Genomic DNA, 21426 nt, shown 5'->3' with positions numbered 1-21426 from the left:
GTCAATTTGCCCCGGAAAACGGTGGTCACTTTGCCCCGAAATCAGGTGGTCACTTTCATCCGGAAATTGGTGGTCACGTTACTCGGAATCTCCAGGCAACACCACGCTTTTTTATTAAATCATTTTGGCTGAATACTTCTTAACGCAAGTCCCGCATCTAGCTTAGCGCCAGTTACCGCATCAACGTGTGATACGACTTTGCCCCAATCAATACGTGAATATTGATTTGTTCGGGGGATATGAATTGTAAATGTTTCCTGATCTAGGGATGGCTCAGGAATATCTCTCAACCAAATCCAGTACGCTTCATGTTCTGAGTCTACATACTTAACAATCATAACGACCGGCAGAATTCGCTTTAGATAGTTGTAGGTCGTTACTTTAAATACCTGACGTTCATTATCACCGGAGCCAGTAGATGCGTCCGAGGCTTTCAGTTGTACAGTGAATTCTTCACCACGAGCTTCATTTCCCTGTGTGATTTCAACCTGAATGTCTCTGCCATAGTCGCGGTCGAGTCTGCGAACTATCCATTCAGGAGGGACAATGCTTTTGAAGAAATTCTCTGATTTATCTTCTAATGCATGTGAACGGGGACGGATTGGAAACTTCTTTGATGTCATATAACCTCCTGTTTTCTTCAAGACAGATTAGCGATGATCTAATGTCCGCACTTAAACCTCTTTAACAACTGGTTTCACAAATTCGATTAGACATGAGTCACCTTGAATATCCCTTACAGTTATTTGCACAATCAAGCCATCACAATCTTCAAGATCCAGCGGCTCATTCACTTTGAATGCAACGGGTTGAGCTTTCCCTCCATTAACAGCAATGTTGTCAGCATACAAGTAAGTGCGATCCTGTGCATCTAATTTTGGATTTAGACGGCCTTTGAAACCAGGTATGTGCCCCTGTCGATGCGGACAAATTATTGATCCAATGTTCTCGGATGAATGGATTGTAATAGCCAAGTCATTTGATGGATCAATCTTTTCAACTATGTATGCAGGATAGTTATCGTGCGCGAAATAAAGCTTATAATTTCTTCTTGTGGATATCTCGAATGTTGCTTTACCAGCGCTATCAGTTGCGCCTTGTAGATAAGTATTGTTATCTGCCAATAGTAATACACTTGCTCCGGTGATAGGTTCGTCTTTTTCATTTTTTACTGTAACGGAAACGCGAGAAGGGCTTACTTTTGGAACAATCGTAAGAGGTGATAAACTCTTACGAATATTTTCACTTGGTATAGTCCTTCCGCTTAACACAAGCTTCTTGCAAATGATCTCTGCGAACTCTTCAGCAGTTCTACCCTTTAAAGATATATAACCGATAGTCGGCAACATTCCAGGTATCTCGGTATTGTCGAATCTTGCTGGAAGAATATACTCTTGATTCTCTTGAAAGGCTCTGCTTTGCATCGCTTGACGTTCGTGATTTGCCCACAGTTTCTTATTATAATGTTCCGAAACAAACATAACCGTGTAGAGAGCTTTATTTCGATATACATCACTTAGATAGTCGTAAAGATTTTTCCCCCACAGGTTTTCTTCTTCAAACTTGTCATAGAATACACTGATGCCCTTGCTCTTCAAAATATGTGCTACTTTATCGACAAAGGGTCGATCCTCACCAGCAAACGAAAGAGCGATATCAAATTCGACAATACGTGCCATTAGAGTCCTTTTAAGATTGATTCATTATAATTATCAATAGCATCTTTTTGAAGCCCAGCCAAGTAAACCTGAGTGGTACTTAGTTTTTGGTGCCCAAGCATTTCGCTAATCGCTGTCACAGGTATGGCCATGTTATTAGCCAAAGACGCAAATGAATGGCGACTGACATAGGAAGTTAGCTTTTCCTGAATACCAGCTTTATCTGCGATGTCCTTTAGGCGCTTATTGTATCGCTTTTGCGCCCATTGAATATCTTTATACTGATCGACAAGTTCAGTTCTTTTGATAATTGGTAAAAGGTATTCATTTTTTTCTTTGCCTTTGATATAGTGATTCAGAATAGGTTTAAGCTTTTCTGTAATCTTGATATCAAAAAACTTTCCAGTCTTTCGCCTGCGATATTGAATGCGTCCATCTACAATGTTCTCCTTTTTAAGAAATGCGAGATCAATAAAAGGTGCGCCCATCATATAGAAGCTTATAAGAAAAATGTTTCTTGATTCAGCGAGATTGGTTTTTGGGGCGAGTTTTAGTTTAACGATCTTTTGAATAGCACTGAGGCTGATTGCACGTTTTTTTGTTGGCTTGCTCGGTATCGTATATTGGTCGAAAGGATAAGCTTCTTTTTCAACAAGTTTGTCGGCAATTGCTTTGTTCAGGATAGCGCGAACTCCACGCATATAGACGGACAAGCCATTTTCGCTAAGTCCTTTTTCGAAATAGTAGCTTTCAAATTTCTTCAAGAAGGTGTAGTTCAATTCGCGAAAAGGAAAGTCCACCTCATTACGGAATTTTTTGACCTCTCTCAAGATGTTGCTATAATTACGGGCATTGCCAATCCGGTTAAGCTTGATAAGCTCCTTGATTTGCTTTTCAGTGTATTGGAAAAAAGTTTCTTTGTTTCCATCGGCCGAGATCAGGCCTTTCAGTTCCGTAATGGATAAATAGTCTAGTTCGTTCCTATCATGAAGCCGGGCTATAATATCCAGAGCCTTTGACCGCTCTTTAACTAGAAGGTTGTTTATGCGAGTGACATTCTCCAAACCCTTATAGCTTTTCTTAATCTGGCGGCTTTCCTCATCCCAGGAAGTCTCGGGGACGGAATATCCAGTCGAAATGCCGGTCGTTTTGCCGTTGTGGCTTAATCGGAGTATAATAGGATAAGTTTTATCCGCTTTTTCGCGGCGGGTATCGAGACTAAGAACTATGCTAGAATTCACAAAACAAGGGTTTTATTTGCACTTCATTTGCACTCAAATACTGGATTTAAGTGTTTTCAAAGGTACTCAAAATGAGTCAAAAATCGCGAATTTTGGCTAAATTAAAACAAATGACACCACATGAAATCATAAAAACTATGCCTTACAAGCAGAGGGTCGGGGGTTCGAACCCCTCAGCTCCCACGGATACGGCCACTTACAAAGCAATTTGTAAGTGGCTTTTTTATTTGCATGTGATTTTAGCGATTCTTTCATATGGGTCCGCCTTCACCAAAATCAACCCGCAATATTTCAAAGCTCCAGAACACAGACTTCACAAGGGAGTAAATCGAAACATTGTCATGGCCAACCAATATTGATCGGAATTTTTTCTCGAGGTTCGTGAGATGGCAACTTGGATATCTACACGGCTATAGGACATGAATAGGTAAGCCTGCGTCTTGTCTAAAGTTTCCTTATCATCAAAAATCGTCCAGTCCGTTGACTTCAAACATGAGAGTACCCGATCTCGTAACTTCTTTCCTTCGGCGTCTATCTGGTCCTTCGAGTAGGATCCAAAATAGACCGTATAAGAGCAATGGCCGTCATTGTCTATGCCGAATTCACTGGCAGCTTCCAATGGTAAGCTTGCAGCACTGCTGTAAAATCGCCTCTCATCTCCAAGTAACATCGGATGCCCCAATTTTGCTCTTTCTCTTTGACTGAGTAGGGGATAACTTACAACAGTATCTTTGCGGCTCCATTTCGAAAGAAAAGAGACCACTGATTTTAAGTTTCCGCAGGTTACGTCGTCTTCCTGTTGTCCCGAACAATTTTGGTAAAGGAAAAATAGTAATCCCAGGAGTGTTAGCTTGGCTTTCATATTGAGGTATATTTAGTGGCTATAAAATCATGATTAGTTGCAATCCAGGCCGACAAATAAAAAATGAGCCCACCCAGCAAAATTAGTTTCCGCTGGAGTGGGCTCATGTATTCCAATTTACGCCAAGATTGTTACTTTTCAAATATTCGATTAACCACGTAGTTGCTCCACTTAATGCATCGTCTCATGCCGGGCTAATATCCCATCCCTATCGGAATATATTTTGCTAGTCAACTATGTGTGGAATCTTTACCACAGTTTCATCGGCAGCGCGCCATCAACGAACTCCCCTTCCCGTGAGACGTCTATTTTTTTCGAATCGCTCATAGCCTTATAAAGGCTTCGGAATTCGATTTCTGCTGATCGAAAGGCACCTCTGTGGAAAAAACCCTGTTCAGCCACGCTTTGGGACGGTTGTTGCATGCTTTCCATTTGTCTCGAACCCTGTTTTACCCTTAACCCCGGGATATGGAAGAAAAGAAAAACCGGAGGCTTGTTCTGGTGTCGAACCGGCTGCCGTTTCAACTGTTGGAGAAAAACAAGAGGATCACGCTGAAGGAGAGCGACGGAGGGCTGGTGAGTGCCCTGAAAAGTTACTTTGAACGAGAGAGCTCCCACGCGTTCGATGAAAAATGGTGGATTGGCTCAGCCGACTTTCCGGAAAAGCGATGGGAAGGTTTTAAGCACGATAAAAAAAGACGTCCCCAGGATTTTGAAGTAGAGCCGCTCTTTCTCGACACAAAATTATACAACCGTTTCTACAACGGCTTCTGCAACGCCACGCTCTGGCCACTATTTCATTACTTCCCCTCCTTTGTCGAATTCGACGACGACACGTTTCGCGCCTATGAAGAAGTGAACCAACGCTTTGCCGACAAGCTGATCGCTTTCTTAAAACCAGGCGATCTGTTGTGGATCCACGACTACCAGCTGATGCTGCTCCCTTGCATGATCCGCAAAATGATGCCCGACGCCACCATCGGATTCTTTCTGCACATTCCGTTCCCCAACTTCGAGATCTTCCGCCTGATGCACCGGTCGTGGAAAGAAAAAATCATTCACGGCTTGCTCGGTGCCGATCTCCTGGGTTTTCATACACAGGAATATGTACAGCACTTTTTGAAAACGGTGCGCATGGTGGCGGGGTTGGATCACTATTATCGCGCCATCTACGTGAATGACCGCATCGTGAAGGCCGATCTTTTTCCCTTGGGCATCGACTATGAAAAATTCAATCATGCTTCGGACCAGCTCCCTGTAAAACAGCAAAAGGAAGTTGTCCTCAAGAACTTCGGCTCGCGAAAAATTATTTTTTCGGTCGACCGGCTGGACTATACCAAGGGTGTTACACACCGGCTGGCGGGCTTTGAGCGATTCCTGGAACAACATGGCACGTGGCGCGAAAAGGTGGTGTTTATCATGGTGGTCGTGCCTTCGCGGCAGATCATCTCCAAATACAATCAACGGCGCAAGCTCATCGAAGAGCAGGTGGGCCGCATCAATGGCAAATACTCCACCCTGACGTGGCAGCCGATCATTTATCGCTATAGTCATTTATCGTTTGCTGAATTGTCGGCCCTGTATCAGTCGGCCGACATCGGGTTGATCACGCCGTTGCGCGATGGTATGAATCTCGTAGCCAAGGAATATGTGGCCAGCCAGCGCGATGGTCGTGGCACGCTTATTCTCAGCGAGCTCGCAGGTGCAGCCAGTGAATTGGGAGAGGCCATCCTCGTGAATCCGGTAGACAAAGAAGAAATGGCCCAGGCCATCTTTACAGCCCTTACCCAACCAGAGGAAACTCAAAAACAAAACATGGCCATCCTTCAGCAACGTCTGCAGGAGTACACCGTCATTCATTGGGTGAACGATTTCCTGAAGCAGCTCCAGGAGGTGAAAGAGCTGCAAAAAGAGCAGGAGACCAAATATGTGAACCGCGCCGCACGCACTTCCATTGCCACGGCATTCAAGGCCGCCAACAGCCGTCATCTTTTTCTCGACTACGATGGCACGCTTGTTCCCTTCGCGAAACATCCGAGGGAAGCCGTGCCCGATAAGAGCCTGTTGCAATTGCTGGCCCGGCTTTCGGCCGACGATCGCACGCAGGTCACGATCATTAGCGGCCGGGCGTATCCGTTGCTGGAGGGTTGGTTTCGAAATCTACCGATAAATCTTGTGGCAGAACACGGCGCCGCTATACGCCACCCGGAAGGAACGTGGAACGAGCAGTCTGCCGATCAATCGTGGAAGCCGCTGATCCGTCCGATGCTCGACCTGTTCACGCAGCGCAGTCTCGGTTCGTTTGTGGAAGAAAAAGATCACACACTGGCGTGGCACTATCGCAACGTGGATGCCGAGTTGGGATTTGTGCGTTCGCGTGAGTTGCTGGACAACTTATATCATTTGGTGCGCAATGCGCAACTGCAGGTGATCGACGGCAACAAAGTGATTGAAGTGCGCGTGGCCGGCGTGGACAAGGGCGTAGCGGCCCGCAACCTGATCCAGGAAAACCCCTCCGATTTTGTGCTGGCGATCGGCGACGATAAAACGGACGAAGACATGTTCAAGGCGCTTGCCGACAAGGGGATCACGATCAAGGTGGGGCCGGGTCACACGCAGGCACAATACACGGTGCCGTCACAAAAGGAAGTTCTCGGTCTGCTTCATCAACTGGTTGATTAACGTATGGGTATTCATCGCTATAACATGGGCCTGGTAGGAAACTGTTCCTATATCGCCTACATCGACACGCATGCTTATGTGAAATGGATGTGCCTGCCCCGCTTCGACAGCTCTTTCCTGTTTGGATCGTTGCTGGACGAGAAACGGGGAGGCGAATTTTCCATTGTTCCCCAGGGCGAATTCACGAGCCGCCAGTATTACATCGACAGCACCAATGTGTTGTGTACGGAATTTGAATGCGCCCAGGGCAAGTTCAGGGTGATCGATTGTGCGCCGCGATTTTTTCAGTTCGAGCGCTTCTTCAAGCCGTTGATGTTGATCCGAAAACTGGAATTGATCGAGGGCAACCCGGTCATCAAAGTGAAATGCGCGCCGGTGGGCGACTATGGCAATATGATCCCGGAGGTGGTGACGGGCAGCAATCACATCCGCTTTCTCAATTTTGATATGCAGACGCGGCTCACCACGGATTTGTCGCTGTCTTATATCCGGGAGGAACAGGATTTCGTTCTGGACCAGAACCGTTACCTGGTTTTCACCTATGGGGAACCGTTGGAAGCCCCGCTCAAAGCGACGGCGGAAGATTTCATCAACAAGACCGTGCGCCATTGGCAAACCTGGATCAAGAGCACCTATGTGCCCGACATGTACCAGGACAGTGTGATCCGTTCGGCACTCGTGCTCAAGTTGCATCAATATGAAGACACGGGTGGCATCATCGCCTCCGGCACCACGAGCTTGCCCGAGCACCATGGCAGCGCACGCACCTGGGACTATCGCTATTGCTGGTTTCGCGATTCGTACTACACTTTGAAGGCCTTCAACGAAATGGGTCACTTCGATGAGTTGGAGAGTTATTTTGAATACATTCAGAATATTTTAATGCGCGATGGCGATCGCATGCAGCCCTTGTATACCATCACCGGGCAAAAAGATATTGAAGAGATCCATCTTCCGTTGCAAGGCTACCTGGGCAACCAGCCGGTGCGCGTGGGCAACAAAGCCTATGAACAAATTCAGAACGATGTCTATGGCCAGGTGCTCGTGGGATTGTTGCCGCTCTTTACCGACAAGCGCCTGAGTTTTTCCAAAAAGCGCTTATATAAACCACTGGTCACGCGCTTGCTGCATTGGATCGAAGTCACGCTCGACGAACCAGATGCAGGCTTGTGGGAATTCCGGAATGTGAAACAGATCCATACCTACACACTGCTTTTTCATTGGGCGGGATGCCATGCCGCGCTCAAGATCGGTACGCTGATGAAGGACAATGAGTTGGTGCAACGCGCCTCGCGGCTACTGAAAATGAGCGTGGAGCGTATTGAAAAATGCTACGACCCCGCCGCCGGTGTCTACCGCCAGGCGCTGGGCTCGGAACACCTGGACGCCAGCACGCTCAAGCTCATCACCATGAACTATCTCGATCCCGCATCGCCTAAAGCACAACAACATTTGAAGGCCCTGGAGGGTCTGCTGCGCACCGACCAGGGACTTTTTTACCGCTACGTCCACCAGGATGATTTTGGCAAGCCAGAGGCCACGTTTCTGGTGTGCGCGTTCTGGTATGTCGACGCGCTGGCGTGCGTCGGTCGTGTAGACGATGCCATCAAGACTTTGAATGGCATTTTGCCGTATGCCAATCACCTCGGCATCTTCAGCGAAGACGTGGGTCTGGACGGATCGCAGTGGGGCAACTATCCGCAAACCTACAGTCATGTGGGATTGATCAACGCGGTCTTTCGGATCTCAAAAAAACTAGACTTGCCGAGCTTTAAATTCTAGCAACGCCCGCTTACCACCTCGATTGGTAGCGCTGTTTATTTCAGGCTTGTCGAAACCTCGACATCGTTGGAAAAATTTTTATATCAGCGGTGCGACGACGCTATGCCTTATGCCTATCTTGTTCTAGCAACTCCCCCAACCTTATGAAACGAAGAACATTCATCACACAATCCGCCATGACCACAGCCGCCCTTGGTCTGGCCGGGTCGCAGGCGTGGGCCACGGCATTCCAAACGAAAAACAAACTTCCGCAATGGCGCGGTTTTAATCTACTGGATTTCTTTTCCCCAAACCCCGAGCACTCCCGCGGCGGCACGAGCGCCGATCATTTTGAATGGATGCGCGACTGGGGATTTGATTTCGTAAGGATTCCCATTGCTTATCCATATTACCTCGACATCGATCGAACAAAAGACATCACCGCCGAAGACACCTACAAGATCAATCTGAAGGCGGTGGAAAAAATAGATGCACTGGTGGAGATGGCTCACAAGTTCAACATCCATGTGAGCCTGAATCTGCATCGCGCGCCGGGGTATTGCATCAATGCGGGTTTTCATGAACCCTTCAATCTCTGGAAAGATCAGGCCGCGCAAGACGCTTTCTATTATCACTGGAGTTTCTGGGCGAAGCGCTACAAAAGCATCAGCAAAGAAAAGATCAGCTTCGATCTGTTGAACGAACCGGCCATGCGCGAAGACATGAACGACCAGCTCTCGAAGTCGAGTGCTGTTCCGGGCGAGTTATATCGCAAGGTGGCCAAGGGCGCCCTGGATGTGATCCACAAAGAAAATCCCGCGCGCATTGTGCTGGCCGATGGCAACCAGGTGGGCAACAATGTTATTTCTGAATTGTTGGACCTGAACATTTCGCAAAGTTGCCGTGGCTATATGCCGGGAATCATCTCGCATTATAAAGCACCCTGGGCCAACAAAGATCCCGAGCACTTGCCCGAACCCAAATGGCCCGGCCAGGTGGGCGACAAATATTTAAGCCGCCAGATGCTGGAAGATTATTACAAGCCCTGGGGCGAGCTGGTACAAAAAGGAATTGGTGTCCACTGCGGCGAGTGTGGCTGCTGGAACAAAACACCCCACAAAGTTTTCCTGGCCTGGTTCGGCGATGTGCTCGACATCCTCAACCAACACAAGATCGGTTTTGCGCTTTGGGAATTTAGCGGCGACTTCGGCGTGCTCAACTCCAACCGCGCCGATGTGGTCTATGAAGACTGGCATGGTCAGAAACTGGATCGCGAGCTGCTGACGCTGATCACGCGCCATGCCTAGATAGCCGGTTCATCATCGATTACTCCACGCCTTCTACCAGCAACAAATTGGCCGTGGACGCCTCTTGCCGGATGGCTTTGGCCGGCGCATAGCCGGGCGACGACCACCAGGCTTTGGCTTGCTCGGGTGAGGGAAATTCCAGCACCACGAGGCGGCCCGGTTTCCAATCGCCTTCCAGCGCCTCGGTGGGACCGCCACGCACGATAAACTTACCGTCGAACGGACGAAGCGACGCCAGGGTCAGTTTCTTGTAGTCTTCGTAGCGCACGGGATCGGTCACGGTGACATCAACGATAATGTAGGCTTTCATGTATTTTCTGCTTTAGGATGGACGAAATCGATGCTTTTGCGGGAAGGCCAAAAGTAAACGGAGTTTGCGGATTTGTCACCGGCCCGCGCAAAAACCTCGGCTAAATTGTAGGGGGTTACGTACTTTTTTGTGTGGTTATTTGTTTTCTTTGCGGCATTATTAATATTCCCGCATACTCATGAAACTATTTGTTTTTTGTATTTCGCTCCTCGTGAGCACCACACTCCTCGCCCAATCCAAGAAAGAATTGCAGGCCGAGGTGGCTTCATTGAAGTCGCAAATCGTGCAGCTCAAAATGGAGAAGATCGTTACCCTCGACACCACCAACATTCACGATAAGGCCAGCTATGGCCTGGGCATGCTTTTAGGCTCCAACCTGAAAACCCAGGGTGGCGACTCCATCAACGTCGACCTGTTCATTGCTGCTGTAAAAGACGTGTTCCAAGGCAAGAAGCCGAAAATGGAGCAGCAAGAAGCTATGGCCACCGTCCAGGAATACATGACCCGTGCCATGGAAGCCAAGAACGAAAAGGCGAAACAAGCCGGTGTCGCATTCCTGAACGAAAACAAAGCCAAGGAAGGCATTAAGACCACCGCCAGCGGTCTGCAATACAAAGTGCTGGCCACCGGCAAAGGCAAAGCTCCTGTGGCCACGGACAAAGTTACCGTGCACTACATTGGCAAGCTCACCGACGGTACCGTGTTCGACAGTTCTGTTGACCGTGGCGAGCCCGCTACCTTTGGTGTGAACGAAGTCATTCCCGGCTGGACCGAAGTGCTCCAACTTATGCACGAAGGCGACAAGTGGGTGGTGTTCATTCCCCAGGAACTGGCCTACGGTGCGCAAGGCGCCGGAGGAACCATCCCTCCTTTCTCGACCCTGATCTTTGAAGTGGAACTGATCAAAGTGAATTGATCGGCATCCCCCTAACAAAAAAATCCCGGACAACCTCCGGGATTTTTTTTGTGACTAAAGATAGCTGAGCCACCACTGCGCGCGATGCTCTGCTTTATAGCGTTCGTACCATTTGCACAAAGGATACAAGCCCCCGACCACCCCAAACCAAACGAGATACACCACGGGCAATCCAAAGCCATAGCCTTTCAGGTTCGGGGAGTCGGTCACCCACGTGGTGAAGACCATATCAGACACCTGGTAGCCCGTTGCCAAAGCAGCGATGATGGCCAGGATATGGATGAGATAAATATGAAGCAGGTAGTAGAACATCGGCACACGACCCAACGTGGTGATCGCCGCCGCCACGCTTCCCCTCCAGGCCTCCACACCCGCCAGCAGCAATAGCGCGGGACCCAGTGTGATCAGCGCATAGAGCAGCGATGGCGGATATTTTGTCACGTTGATGAACGACAGGAATGTGTAGACCGGAGAAGATTGCACCGACCATGGATTGGGATCGCCATAGCTGTTGAAGAAGCGGATCACGATAAACAACGCGATGGCAGAAGTGCCCAGGTACACCAATATTTTTTTCCGATCAGCTGCCGCAACGGAAGACGTATACAGCGTACCAAAACAGTAGCCCAGCAGCATGATGCCTGTCCAGGGAATGAGCGGATAGCCGATGAATAAATTGCGGTCGGGACTCAGTGTGAACAAGTGGAATTCGTGGAGGATCGACCACAGGATGGCGCCCGCACCGTCGCCGGCCACGTGAACGCCGTCCAGCAAATTATGACCGGCCACCAACACGATGCCCAGCCCCAGGATGACGGGGAACGGCAGGTAGATGCACACCGACAGAATGATCATGCCCATGCCCAACGCCCAGATCACAAACAGCGAAGGCAAGGGAAAATGAAAATTAAAAAACCATGAAAAATTTATGATCGTCAGCTCCAGTACCACCAACCAGATACCGCGCTTGAGCAGGAAAACGGTTAGCTCTTGTTTTCCCTTCCGGCTTCCCACCAGGAACGCCGAGGTGCCGGCCAGGAAAACAAACACGGGTGCGCAGAAGTGCGTGACCCAACGTGTAAAAAATAAAGTGACACTTGTCTTGCTGAGGTCGACAGGATTGTAAAGAAAAGCGTCGGCGTGAAAATAGTCGCGTACGTGGTCAAGGGCCATCAGGATCATCACAATGCCGCGTAGGAGGTCTATGGACTCAATGCGTTGGGCTGTAGCGCTCTTTATCATGGAAGAGGGATTAGATTTCTATTCAACGAAGGTGTCGAAAAAAGGATTGGGATGGGCAAAAAAAATGATCACCAAAATTTTGAAGGGCGTGAAAATGATCTTTGATCCGTGTGCAAATAGCAAGGATCGGGTTGGAATGGAAAATTTGGTACGGTTGGTTGGTGCTGACTTAGGATGGCCCAACAATTCGGGTTCAGGGTTGTTCTTTGAACGTCGAGTGTGGGTTAATTCCTTGACTTACGATCCCGGTTTTTTTCTGAGGGCTGGAGATGCTTAAGGGTCTCCAGGAGGATGAACATCTGACCCGACATGGTGTCGAAGTTGACGGGCAGGGCATGGTGCTGCTGCATGATGTAGGTGTGATACATCTCGATGAGCGTGTTGCGCAGGTCTTCGGGAGACGTGAACGCCAGGAGGTTATTGACTTCGCGGATGCCGGCCCGCGTGAGGCGGAACGGCGCCGGCAAGGCGGGAGAACGTTTAGTTGTCTTCTTTTTCGCTGGCATAAACTCTAAGCTTAACAGGAAGATAAAAAAGAATAAACCAGGTGTCAACAAGTATGATGACACATTTTTTAAGCATTTCCTGGAACTTACTCTCAACAACGCTAAACGATTGAAAAAGCAGGAATTGTCACGGAAATTGGGGAAGCGGATCGTCCTGTTGCGGGAAAAGAAAGGCTGGTCGCAGGCGGAATTGGCCCGTGTTTGTCTCAAGGATCGCCAAAGCATTGAACGATTGGAACGGGGCACCACCAACCCCACGGCCTACACGCTCTACGAGGTAGCCTCCGCCCTGGAGATCACGCTGGCCGAATTGCTCAAGATCTGAGCCTTACGCCCTCATCAAAAAAAATCGACATCGATCGCTATTATTTCAGCAAGCCGCTGTTCAGGCGCAGCAGTTCCGTTTCGGCGATCTTGGCCAGGTAGCGGGCGTTGATCAAACGGTTGTAGGCGTCGGCCAAGCTTTGTTGGGCGGTGCGCAATTCGATGAAGGTGGCCACGCCGCGTTTAAAGCTTTCCAGCGAGATGAATAAGTTTTCCTTCGCCACCGAAATGTTCTCCTCTTCGATCAGCAACACCTTCTTGGCGTTATCATAATTCACAAACGCATTCTTCACCCCCACATCCACGAGCGTCTTTTGCTGGTTGTATAAAATGGTTTGCCGGTCGATGAGAATGCGGGCCTGCTGTATGTTCCGCCGGTTGTTGAACCCGTTCATGATGGGCATGCTCAAGGTGAATCCGTAGGTGAGGCCCTTGTTTTGGTTATACAGTAGCGTAAAGTCGTTGATAACTAGCGTGTTGATCACGCGCGAGTAGTTGTAGGAAGTTGTAGCGTTAAAGATGGGATAACGTTCACCCTGGCGCTCGCGGAGAGCGAAGGCTGCCACGTCGACATTCTTTTTATACGACATCAGACTGAAGTTGGTGTTCTCGATATTGGAGGCGATGTCCTCCTGCTTCAAGTCGAGATTGATGATGATCGTGTCCGTCACGGTATAGCTGGGCGGTAGCTTCATGTTCACCAGGCCGTTCAGCTGGTCTTTCAGCTGTTGAATGATGGTTTCCTGTTGCAGCACGGCCGTGCGCTGAGCGTTCAGGTCCACCTTGGCTTGCAGCAATTCGGGCTTTGCACCCGTGCCCACCTGCAACCGGCGATCGGCCAGCTTCACGCGCTCTTCGCTCACCGACATTTGCTCCAGGATGGCCTTCAACTGTTGCTCCTGGCGCACCACGTTGTAGTAGTTGTTCACTACCTGCGCAATGGTGTTCACCATTTGGGCCTTCACGTTCAACTCCCCCTGTGCTTCGATTTCTGAAAGCCGACCGCGCGTGGCAAACATTTTCGTTCCGTCAAACAACGTCCAGGTCAGTTGGACGCCGGCGTTCAAGTTGTTCGATTTTACACCGGGACGTTGCGTTTCAGTACCGTTGGCCAAGATCTGCTTCTGATCCGTAGAGTTCCACGTGCGGCTACCCGTAGCGTTGATGACCGGCAAGAACACCCCGACGGAATATTTGTCGTCGGTGGATCCTTGCTGTTCATAGGTCTTGAAGAGCCTCACGTCATAGTTCTGCTCCAATGCCAATGCCACCACCTGATCCAACTCAATCTTTTCCTGCGCGGCAACGGTTCCCGAAAAAATGATAGCACAGCATACCGCTGTTAATAACCTACGCTTCATAAACCAATTCCGCTTTTTTAGGGACTTCTTCGTTTTTAAATTCTTTACCAAAGTCAACATGCTTTTTCTTACGCGACAAATACGAATACATGGCAGGGATCACAAATAAGGTGAGGATCAGTGCGAACATCACCCCCCCTACGATCACAATCCCCAACGGCCGGCGGCTGGTCGACGCTGCTCCCAGCGACAATGCCAACGGCAACGAACCCAGGGCCATGGCCAGGCTGGTCATCAGGATCGGGCGAAGTCGCAGACGCGAAGCTTCCAGCACAGCGTCTAACCGCGTCATGCCCTCTTCACGCTTTTGGTTTGCAAACTCCACGATGAGGATACCGTTTTTCGTCACCAAACCGATGAGCATGATCATGCCGATCTGCGAGAAAATATTCAGGGTTTGTCCAAAGATATAAAGCGCAATGAACGCACCGGCAAGGGCCAGCGGCACCGTGAACAGGATCGTAAACGGATCGACAAAGCTTTCAAACTGTGCGGCAAGGATCAGATAGATCAACACGAGGGCCAGCAAAAACGCAAACATCGTATTGCTCGAGCTTTCTGCGTAGTCGCGCGACGTGCCTGCCAATGATGTGGTGAAGGTATCGTCGAGGACCTGCGATTTAATTTCGTTCATGACATCGATACCGTCGCCGATTGTTTTTCCGGGTGCCAGACCAGCAGAGATCGTGGCCGATTTGTAGCGGTTAAAGTGATATAGCGAAGGCGGTGTGGTGGATTCTTCTACGTTCACCAGGTTGTCGATCGAAACGAGCTGACCCGACGACGTGCGGACGTAGAGGTTCTTGAGATCGTCCGGGTCATCGCGGTCCAGGCGGGCCACCTGGCCCATCACCTGGTATTGTTTGCCCTCCTTGGTGAAGTATCCAAAGCGCAGGTTGCTATAGGCCAACTGCAACGTCTGGGCTATATCCTGAACGCTCACGCCGAGTTGGGCAGCCTTCAGGCGGTTGATCTCCACTTTTAATTCGGGCTTATTGAATTTCAAATCGATGTCCACACCCTGGAACACGGGGTTCGTGTTGGCGGCTTCCAGGAACTTGGGCAGCGCTTTTTGCAATTTGTCGAAGTTGTTGTTTTGGATCACGAATTGAACGGGGAGCCCTCCTCTCCGGTTCACGGAGATGGTTTGTTCTTGTATGGCAAACGCGCGGCCTTCCGGAAAACGCGACAGATTTTTTCCGACGTAGTCCACGATCTGTTGTTGTGATCGCTTGCGGTCCTGGGGATCGGACAACGTGATGCGAACAAATCCGCTATTCACCGAGCCTGCACCCGAAAAACCAGGGGCGGTCACGGAAAGGGCGGTTCTGTATTCCGGAACGGAGTCCATGACGAACTTGGTCATGTCCTGCACGTACGTGTCCATGTAATCGTAGGAAGTACCTTCCACGGCCGAAAGCGCCAGACGGAATTGGTTGCGGTCTTCCATCGGTGCGAGCTCCGATTGCAGGTTCATACCGATGATGAGGAAGGAGCCGATACACGCCAGGATGATCACGAACGCCACCCACCGAACGCGCATGAACGCCGCCAGCATCCGGCTATAACCATTTTCCATGCCGGCGAAGAAGGGCTCGGTCACGCGATAGAACCACGAGTGCTCATGCTGGCTGCGCGTGAGTTTCACACTCAACACGGGCGTCAGGGTGAGCGACACAAAGCACGATACCAGCACGGCGCCGGCCACCACGATCCCGAATTCGCGGAACAAACGTCCCACAAAACCTTGCAAGAATAAGATCGGCAGGAACACCACAGCCAGTGTGATGGACGTGGAGATAACGGCAAAGAAGATCTCTTTCGATCCCTCCAGGGCCGCCTGGTATTTATTCATGCCGGCCTCCAATTTCTTGTAAATGTTTTCCGTCACCACAATACCGTCATCCACCACGAGACCGGTAGCCAGCACGATGCCCAGCATGGTGAGCACGTTGATGGAAAAGCCCAGCAGGTACATGATAAAGAATGTGGCAATCAATGACACCGGGATGTCGATGAGTGGGCGAATGGCAATAACAAAATCGCGGAAGAACAAATAGATGATGAGCACCACCAGTAAGAACGAAATGATGAGGGTCTCCTCCACTTCTTCAATAGACCGCAGGATGAACACCGTTTGGTCCATGGCAATGCTCAACTGAATGTCTTCCGGCACCTCTTTTTTGATTTGATCCAGGCGTTTGTAAAATTCGCTGGCGATCTCTACATAGTTGGAACCGGGCAGTGGCACGATGGCCAGGCCCACCATGGGGATGTTGCTTTCGCGCAACACCGACTCTTCGTTTTCCGGCCCCAGCACCGCTTCACCAATATTTTTCAAGCGGATGTCGCCGCTGGGTGCTGATTTGATGATGACATTTTCAAAATCTTCTTCCGTGTAGAGTCTTCCAAAGGTTCGCACCGTGAGTTCGGTGTTGTTGCCCGAGATCTTTCCCGAAGGAAGTTCGATGTTTTCTTTGTTCAACGCGGCCTGAACATCCAGGGGCGTGAGGCTGTAGGCACTTAGCTTCGCGGGGTCGAGCCAGATGCGCATGGCGTATTTTTTCTCACCCCAAACCTGCACGCTGCTCACGCCGGGAATGGTTTGCAGCCGCTCCACCAACGTGTTGTTCGCATACTCGGTGAGTTGAAGCGGATTGCGCGTGTTGCTCTGCACCGTCATGGAGATGATGGCGTCGGAGTTGGCGTCGGCCTTCGACACGACGGGTGGCGTCGTGAGGTCTTGCGGGAGTGAACGCGTGGACTGTGAAACTTTATCGCGCACGTCGTTTGTGGCGGTTTCCAGATCCACACCCAATTCGAACTCAATGTTGATGTTGCTGGTGCCCTGGCTGGACGACGACGTGATGTTCTTTATACCGGCGATGCCGTTGATGGATTTCTCCAACGGCTCGGTGATCTGCGACTCGATGATGTCGGCGTTGGCGCCCGAATAGCTCGTGCGCACGTTCACGTTCGGCGGGTCGATGGCCGGGTAGTCGCGAATGCCCAAAAATTTAAAACCGATGATCCCAAACAGCACAATGATGATGTTCATCACAAACGCCAGGACGGGACGTTTTAAACTTACTTCTGATATGTTCATAACCTCAAGACGTTAGAAAAAAATGATCCTGTCACTTCTGGGACGAAACCCGCATGACTTTAATCTTTGCATTCGGCCGGATGGCCATTAACCCGGTGGTGATCACGGTGTCGCCAACTTTCAGCCCTTTCACAATCTGAACAAAGGCTGAGTCGCGGATACCGGTTTCGACCACCGTATAGGAGGCGCTGTCTTTTCGGAGTATAATGACTTGCTTGTCGCGTGCCGTGGGAATAATGGCCTGGGTAGGCACCAGCAATGCTTGATCGTCCTTACCCAGTTGCAAATTCACCTTGGCAAATACGCCAGGCACCAGCTCGCGGTGGTTCTCATTCACCGTGGCCCGCACTTTGAGCGTGCGCGTGTTGGCGTCTACGCTGTTTTCGGTGGCCATCACGGTGGCGCGGTGATAGTCCTTGCCGCCGTCGACCATGAAGGTGACTACATATCCGGCCACGATCTCCTTGGCATATTTTTCCGGAATGGAAAATTCAAGCTTCAGTTTGTCAACCTGGCGCAACGTAGTGATAATGTCGGTTGGCGCGATGTAAGAACCGAGACTGATGCCGCGTAAACCAACTCTGCCGGTATACGGCGCGCGGATCTCGGTCTTGGAAATGGCGATGCGGGTAGACTCGATATCCGCTTTCAGGTTTTCTACATCGAGTGCGCTGAGATCATAGTCTTGCTGGCTGATGCCATTGATCTTCAACAGTTCGTTGCTGCGTTCTTCGGTCTTCTGTTTGATCTGCAATTGTACTTCCAACTTGTGGAGACTGGCTTGCAGGTCTTTGTCGAACAATTTCACCAACAATGTTCCACCCTGGACGAGACCACCCTCTTTGATGTTCAATTGCACGATGCGCCCTCCCACTTCCGCGCGAATAGGTGTTTCTTCGAAAGGCAATAACGAGCCGGGCACTTCAATTTTTTCGCTGATCGAACGGGCGCTTACCACAAATCCATCCACCGCCAACGGTCCTTGCGGCTTCTTACCACCGGTCGCAAAATCTTTCTTTTTCGCGCACGATGCCAGTGCCACTACGGCAAAAAATACTCCACTGATTCTCAAAAATGAACGCATATTATAAGTTCGATAGCTATTTAGATTAACACGAAGGATGGATTCCGGTTCAGGCGCGTGAAGAAGCGAGACCGACAGCGATGAACTGTTGATGCAACTCCAAAACCTGTGGAATCAGCAACGTTGTTTCATCGTTTACGACAATGTGGTCTGCCTGTTTCATTTTTTCTTCTTCCGGCATTTGGTTTCGGATGATGGCTTTTACTTGTTCTTCTGTGCGCTGCGGGTCTCGGGCGAGCACACGTTGTATTCGCAAGGTCTCAGGAGCATGAACCACGATAACTTTGTCGAGTGATTGATGAGACCCCGCTTCAAAGAGCAGGGCTGCTTCTTTCAGGACGTAGGGATGGTGCCGGTTACGCTCCACCCACTGTTTGTAATTTTGGCCTACCCGCGGATGCACCAAACGGTTCAGTCTTTCCAACTTCTCTACATCATTAAACACAGTGCGGCTCAAGTATCCACGGTTCAGGCTCCCATCCTCATGGAACGACAATTCTCCGAATTCTTTCTTGATCTGTTGCACGAGTATTCCATCGGTGGTCATTAGTTCTTTCGCGTGGCTGTCAGCATCATACGTGGGTACGTTTAGTGCCCGGAAAATTCTGCTGACCAGGCTTTTGCCTGAGCCAATGCCCCCGGTGATGCCAATTTGTAGCGGTTGATGCAAAAGGTTAAAACTTTACGTAAATGGAGTCTATGGCAAGCACCTTTGAATAGGGAGGCAAGCCTTTTAACACCGGGAATAGTTTGTTTCCCCCGCGCCCGATCGTTCCCAAATCTACTACCGCTTTCACCGAGTCGGGACGGTAGGTGGCCAACGCACTTTGCGGGATCACCACCTTGCAGGGAATTTTCTTTCGCTCGATGAAAGCCCATGCACGCTTGGGCGGATTGATCACTTTCAGGGCAATAGAGTCGTTGCGCTCCACCATTCGATCGACGGAGAAGCTCACGGCCACCGTCGGGGGGTCGCGCTTCACGAGCTCGTTGTTCAGGAATGTAACCTCCACATCGTCGCGAAAGTTCTCGTCGATGTTGCGATCGGGTATCTTTAAGTACAACTGGCTTGACAAACTGTTGATGAGTTTTTGTGGCCCTTCAATAAACACCGAATCCGGAACGATGGAAACGGGACTGGTCAAAGCATAGCCATCGCGAAACAGAATGCTGGGCGAATCCAACCGCAGGTGCACCCAACGCGAGGCCTTGGGTTCGATGGCGATCCGCAGGGTGTCGCTGATAACAAAGTTGATCTTGAACTCTTCCAGCTGGGTGGAGAACAAGGCCGGCAAGGTGCTGCCCACGATCTTCCTCACATCGGCGGGGCGCTCCAGGGCAATAACCAGTGCAGGCACTTTCAACCCGGCACTGCGACGGAACAAATTCCATCCGATGCCCGAAACATTGATGCGCACGGACTTGGGCAACGGACGCACGGGAACATAGTTCTCGTGATCGTAGTCAAAAGCTAACGGAAAATTAATGTTGGTGGTGTAGTTCTTGTTGAGGGCATTAAAAAACCAGAACACCATCGCGGCAAAAATGCACAGCACGATGGCGTTCCAGTTTTTCCGGTTGAATCGAAGTATGTTGAATATGGAATTGAAAAAACTCATCGCGTATCGGTCGAATTACTTTTTCACAGTCCACATGTTGCGTCACTGCGTACCGCCGGGATCGTGTCCCGTTTTGGTTAACCTCTCAATCCGGTATTATTTTTTTGTGTTGGCAGCTTTGGTGGCTTCCATCGAAATGGCGGTCTTGTTAAAGCGGATGCGTCCGCCTTTCTCCACTTCCAGGATGAAGGTATCGCCTTCCATCTCAGCTATATAACCATGCGCGCCCCCAATAGTTACGACATAGTCGCCTTTCTTCAGTTCGTCGATAAACTTCTTGCCGTCTTTGGCCTTCTTTTGCTGGGGACGGATCATGAAAAAATAAAACACCAGGATAATACCGGCGATGGGGATCAATTGTTGCACCTGAAATCCGGATGATGCTTGCAATAGGATGGAATACATAGTCTGAAATTTTTTTTAAGGCTTCAAAGGTATCTCAATTAAAACAAACATCCCAACCTGCTCAGGCAGATTGGGATGCGTTGATGGAAGGGGATGCACTTACTTAGCAGGGCCCGCCTTGGGGGTCACCATCGCCTTGAAGCGCAGCACGGTTTGCTTGGGCCAGGTGTTGGCCGTTACCGTTACGGTCTTGTTCTGTATTTGGGATTTCCCGTTGCTGTCGAATTTAGCTTTCACAAAGCCTGTTCCACCTACTGGGATGGACTCTTTGGTCCAATCGGGCACCGTGCATCCGCAGGAGCCTTGTGCACCCTGGATGATGAGGGGTGCATCGCCGGTGTTCTTAAAGGCGTAGGTATACTCCACAACGTCGCCTTCGTGGATCGTGCCAAAGTCGTGGTCGGTGGTCTGGAATTCCATTTTAGGCAGCGGGCCTTCGGGTTTTGCCTCGGGGGCCGGCGTGGTCGGGGAGGGTGCTCCCGGTGTGGCGGTTTTCTTGCCTTCCAATTCAGCCAGGCGGCTCTCCAGCTGTGCGATCCGCTTCTCGGCGTTCTTGTCCTTGCAGGCGCTGGTCATCATGGCCACAAAGGCCAGCAGAATGAAGGGCTTTACCAAATACTGTTTCATGTTCATTTAAATTTATCGGTTCTTCTGTTTTTTCAATTCAACGTTTGGCGGGATTAACCTTTTTTACCGCGGATCTGCTCCAGCAAATCATCCACATCTTCCAACAGGCGCTCGGCCTTGTTCTTGGCTTCGTCCACCACTTTCTGGCCCTGCGATTTTGCCTCGCTGGTGAGCGGTGTTTCTTTGCCCGACACGAAATCGTTGATCAGGTCCTGGAGCATGTTCCGGTATTTATCCAACTGGAACGACAACTTTTCACGGGTATTTGTTCCCTTGTCGGGGGCGTACAGTATGCCCAAAATAGCGCCCGCTGCTGCTCCGAAAAGAAAAGCCATCAATGTATTTCCGCTCTTTTTGCTCATAAAAGTTTAAAATTAATTAGGGTTTCTGCGCAAATTCAAAATTTTAACAATTT

General features: G+C 50.0%; 20 protein-coding genes. 5 read left to right on the top strand and 15 right to left on the bottom strand.

What is annotated here, in order from left to right; all coding sequences use genetic code 11:
• Positions 1–119: 119 nt before the first annotated feature.
• From BUB30_RS34105 to BUB30_RS34090, 4 genes are all read right to left on the bottom strand, one after another.
• On the bottom strand, positions 120–623 hold the full coding sequence (locus tag BUB30_RS34105; protein WP_073143425.1) for a DUF4365 domain-containing protein: 504 nt from the start codon (positions 621–623) through the stop codon (positions 120–122).
• Between the two features lie 51 nt (positions 624–674).
• A complete protein-coding gene (locus BUB30_RS34100) occupies positions 675–1679 on the bottom strand; it encodes a TIR domain-containing protein (protein WP_073143423.1) in 1005 nt (334 codons plus the stop codon).
• Complete coding sequence (locus BUB30_RS34095) at positions 1679–2899, bottom strand: site-specific integrase (RefSeq protein ID WP_073143421.1); 1221 nt, start codon at positions 2897–2899, stop codon at positions 1679–1681. Before BUB30_RS34095 ends, BUB30_RS34100 begins: the two co-directional genes overlap by 1 nt.
• Positions 2900–3212: 313 nt before the next feature.
• Positions 3213–3761 (bottom strand): hypothetical protein, encoded by a 549-nt coding sequence (locus BUB30_RS34090; RefSeq protein ID WP_073143420.1) that lies wholly within the window; start codon positions 3759–3761, stop codon positions 3213–3215.
• A 468-nt stretch (positions 3762–4229) separates the two neighbouring features.
• On the opposite strand from BUB30_RS34090, the gene BUB30_RS34080 reads away from it, so the two are divergent.
• The 3 genes from BUB30_RS34080 (at position 4230) to BUB30_RS34070 (ending at position 9511) form a co-directional block, all read left to right on the top strand.
• Positions 4230–6443, top strand: coding sequence for a bifunctional alpha,alpha-trehalose-phosphate synthase (UDP-forming)/trehalose-phosphatase (locus BUB30_RS34080; RefSeq protein ID WP_073143417.1), 2214 nt, complete (start codon positions 4230–4232; stop codon positions 6441–6443).
• Positions 6444–6446: 3 nt separating this feature from the next.
• Positions 6447–8225 carry a glycoside hydrolase family 15 protein gene (locus tag BUB30_RS34075; RefSeq protein WP_073143415.1) on the top strand — a complete coding sequence of 593 codons (1779 nt, stop codon included), beginning with the start codon at positions 6447–6449 and terminating at the stop codon, positions 8223–8225.
• A gap of 143 nt (positions 8226–8368) precedes the next feature.
• A complete protein-coding gene (locus BUB30_RS34070; protein ID WP_073143413.1) occupies positions 8369–9511 on the top strand; it encodes a glycoside hydrolase family 5 protein in 1143 nt (380 codons plus the stop codon).
• A gap of 19 nt (positions 9512–9530) precedes the next feature.
• Here BUB30_RS34070 and BUB30_RS34065 read toward each other — a convergent pair whose 3' ends face one another.
• Positions 9531–9821 carry a DUF1330 domain-containing protein gene (locus BUB30_RS34065; RefSeq protein WP_073143412.1) on the bottom strand — a complete coding sequence of 97 codons (291 nt, stop codon included), beginning with the start codon at positions 9819–9821 and terminating at the stop codon, positions 9531–9533.
• A 178-nt stretch (positions 9822–9999) separates the two neighbouring features.
• On the opposite strand from BUB30_RS34065, the gene BUB30_RS34060 reads away from it, so the two are divergent.
• On the top strand, positions 10000–10737 hold the full coding sequence (locus tag BUB30_RS34060) for a BamJ family beta-barrel-assembly machinery protein (RefSeq protein WP_143165192.1): 738 nt from the start codon (positions 10000–10002) through the stop codon (positions 10735–10737).
• 54 nt (positions 10738–10791) lie between these two features.
• On the opposite strand, the gene BUB30_RS34055 is transcribed toward BUB30_RS34060, so the two are convergent.
• Positions 10792–11979, bottom strand: coding sequence for an acetyltransferase domain-containing protein (locus BUB30_RS34055; RefSeq protein WP_073143410.1), 1188 nt, complete (start codon positions 11977–11979; stop codon positions 10792–10794).
• 224 nt (positions 11980–12203) lie between these two features.
• Positions 12204–12485 carry a hypothetical protein gene (locus tag BUB30_RS34050; RefSeq protein ID WP_073143409.1) on the bottom strand — a complete coding sequence of 94 codons (282 nt, stop codon included), beginning with the start codon at positions 12483–12485 and terminating at the stop codon, positions 12204–12206.
• Between the two features lie 109 nt (positions 12486–12594).
• Here BUB30_RS34050 and BUB30_RS34045 point away from each other — a divergent pair, with 109 nt between their 5' ends.
• Positions 12595–12810 carry a helix-turn-helix domain-containing protein gene (locus tag BUB30_RS34045; protein ID WP_073143407.1) on the top strand — a complete coding sequence of 72 codons (216 nt, stop codon included), beginning with the start codon at positions 12595–12597 and terminating at the stop codon, positions 12808–12810.
• 40 nt (positions 12811–12850) lie between these two features.
• On the opposite strand, the gene BUB30_RS34040 is transcribed toward BUB30_RS34045, so the two are convergent.
• The 8 genes from BUB30_RS34040 to BUB30_RS34005 form a co-directional block, all read right to left on the bottom strand.
• On the bottom strand, positions 12851–14170 hold the full coding sequence (locus BUB30_RS34040) for a TolC family protein (RefSeq protein WP_178377253.1): 1320 nt from the start codon (positions 14168–14170) through the stop codon (positions 12851–12853).
• Positions 14160–17276 carry an efflux RND transporter permease subunit gene (locus tag BUB30_RS34035; RefSeq protein ID WP_073143404.1) on the bottom strand — a complete coding sequence of 1039 codons (3117 nt, stop codon included), beginning with the start codon at positions 17274–17276 and terminating at the stop codon, positions 14160–14162. Before BUB30_RS34035 ends, BUB30_RS34040 begins: the two co-directional genes overlap by 11 nt.
• A gap of 31 nt (positions 17277–17307) precedes the next feature.
• Positions 17308–18348 (bottom strand): efflux RND transporter periplasmic adaptor subunit, encoded by a 1041-nt coding sequence (locus BUB30_RS34030; RefSeq protein WP_178377252.1) that lies wholly within the window; start codon positions 18346–18348, stop codon positions 17308–17310.
• A gap of 61 nt (positions 18349–18409) precedes the next feature.
• On the bottom strand, positions 18410–19030 hold the full coding sequence (gene coaE, locus BUB30_RS34025; RefSeq protein WP_073143400.1) for a dephospho-CoA kinase: 621 nt from the start codon (positions 19028–19030) through the stop codon (positions 18410–18412).
• A 4-nt stretch (positions 19031–19034) separates the two neighbouring features.
• Positions 19035–19979, bottom strand: coding sequence for a YbbR-like domain-containing protein (locus BUB30_RS34020; RefSeq protein ID WP_073143399.1), 945 nt, complete (start codon positions 19977–19979; stop codon positions 19035–19037).
• A gap of 96 nt (positions 19980–20075) precedes the next feature.
• Positions 20076–20384, bottom strand: coding sequence for a preprotein translocase subunit YajC (yajC, locus tag BUB30_RS34015; RefSeq protein ID WP_073143397.1), 309 nt, complete (start codon positions 20382–20384; stop codon positions 20076–20078).
• Positions 20385–20483: 99 nt separating this feature from the next.
• A complete protein-coding gene (locus BUB30_RS34010; protein WP_073143503.1) occupies positions 20484–21011 on the bottom strand; it encodes a DUF1573 domain-containing protein in 528 nt (175 codons plus the stop codon).
• A gap of 53 nt (positions 21012–21064) precedes the next feature.
• The gene (locus tag BUB30_RS34005) at positions 21065–21373 is read right to left on the bottom strand and encodes a YtxH domain-containing protein (RefSeq protein ID WP_073143396.1); all 309 of its coding nucleotides are present in this window, start codon (positions 21371–21373) and stop codon (positions 21065–21067) included.
• Positions 21374–21426 lie beyond the last annotated feature (53 nt).

This window comes from Chryseolinea serpens, assembly GCF_900129725.1.
GTDB classification, from domain to species: Bacteria; Bacteroidota; Bacteroidia; order Cytophagales; family Cyclobacteriaceae; genus Chryseolinea; species Chryseolinea serpens.
The sequence above is the reverse complement of the archived record's forward strand: the minus strand, read 5'-3'. Positions and strand labels throughout refer to the sequence as shown.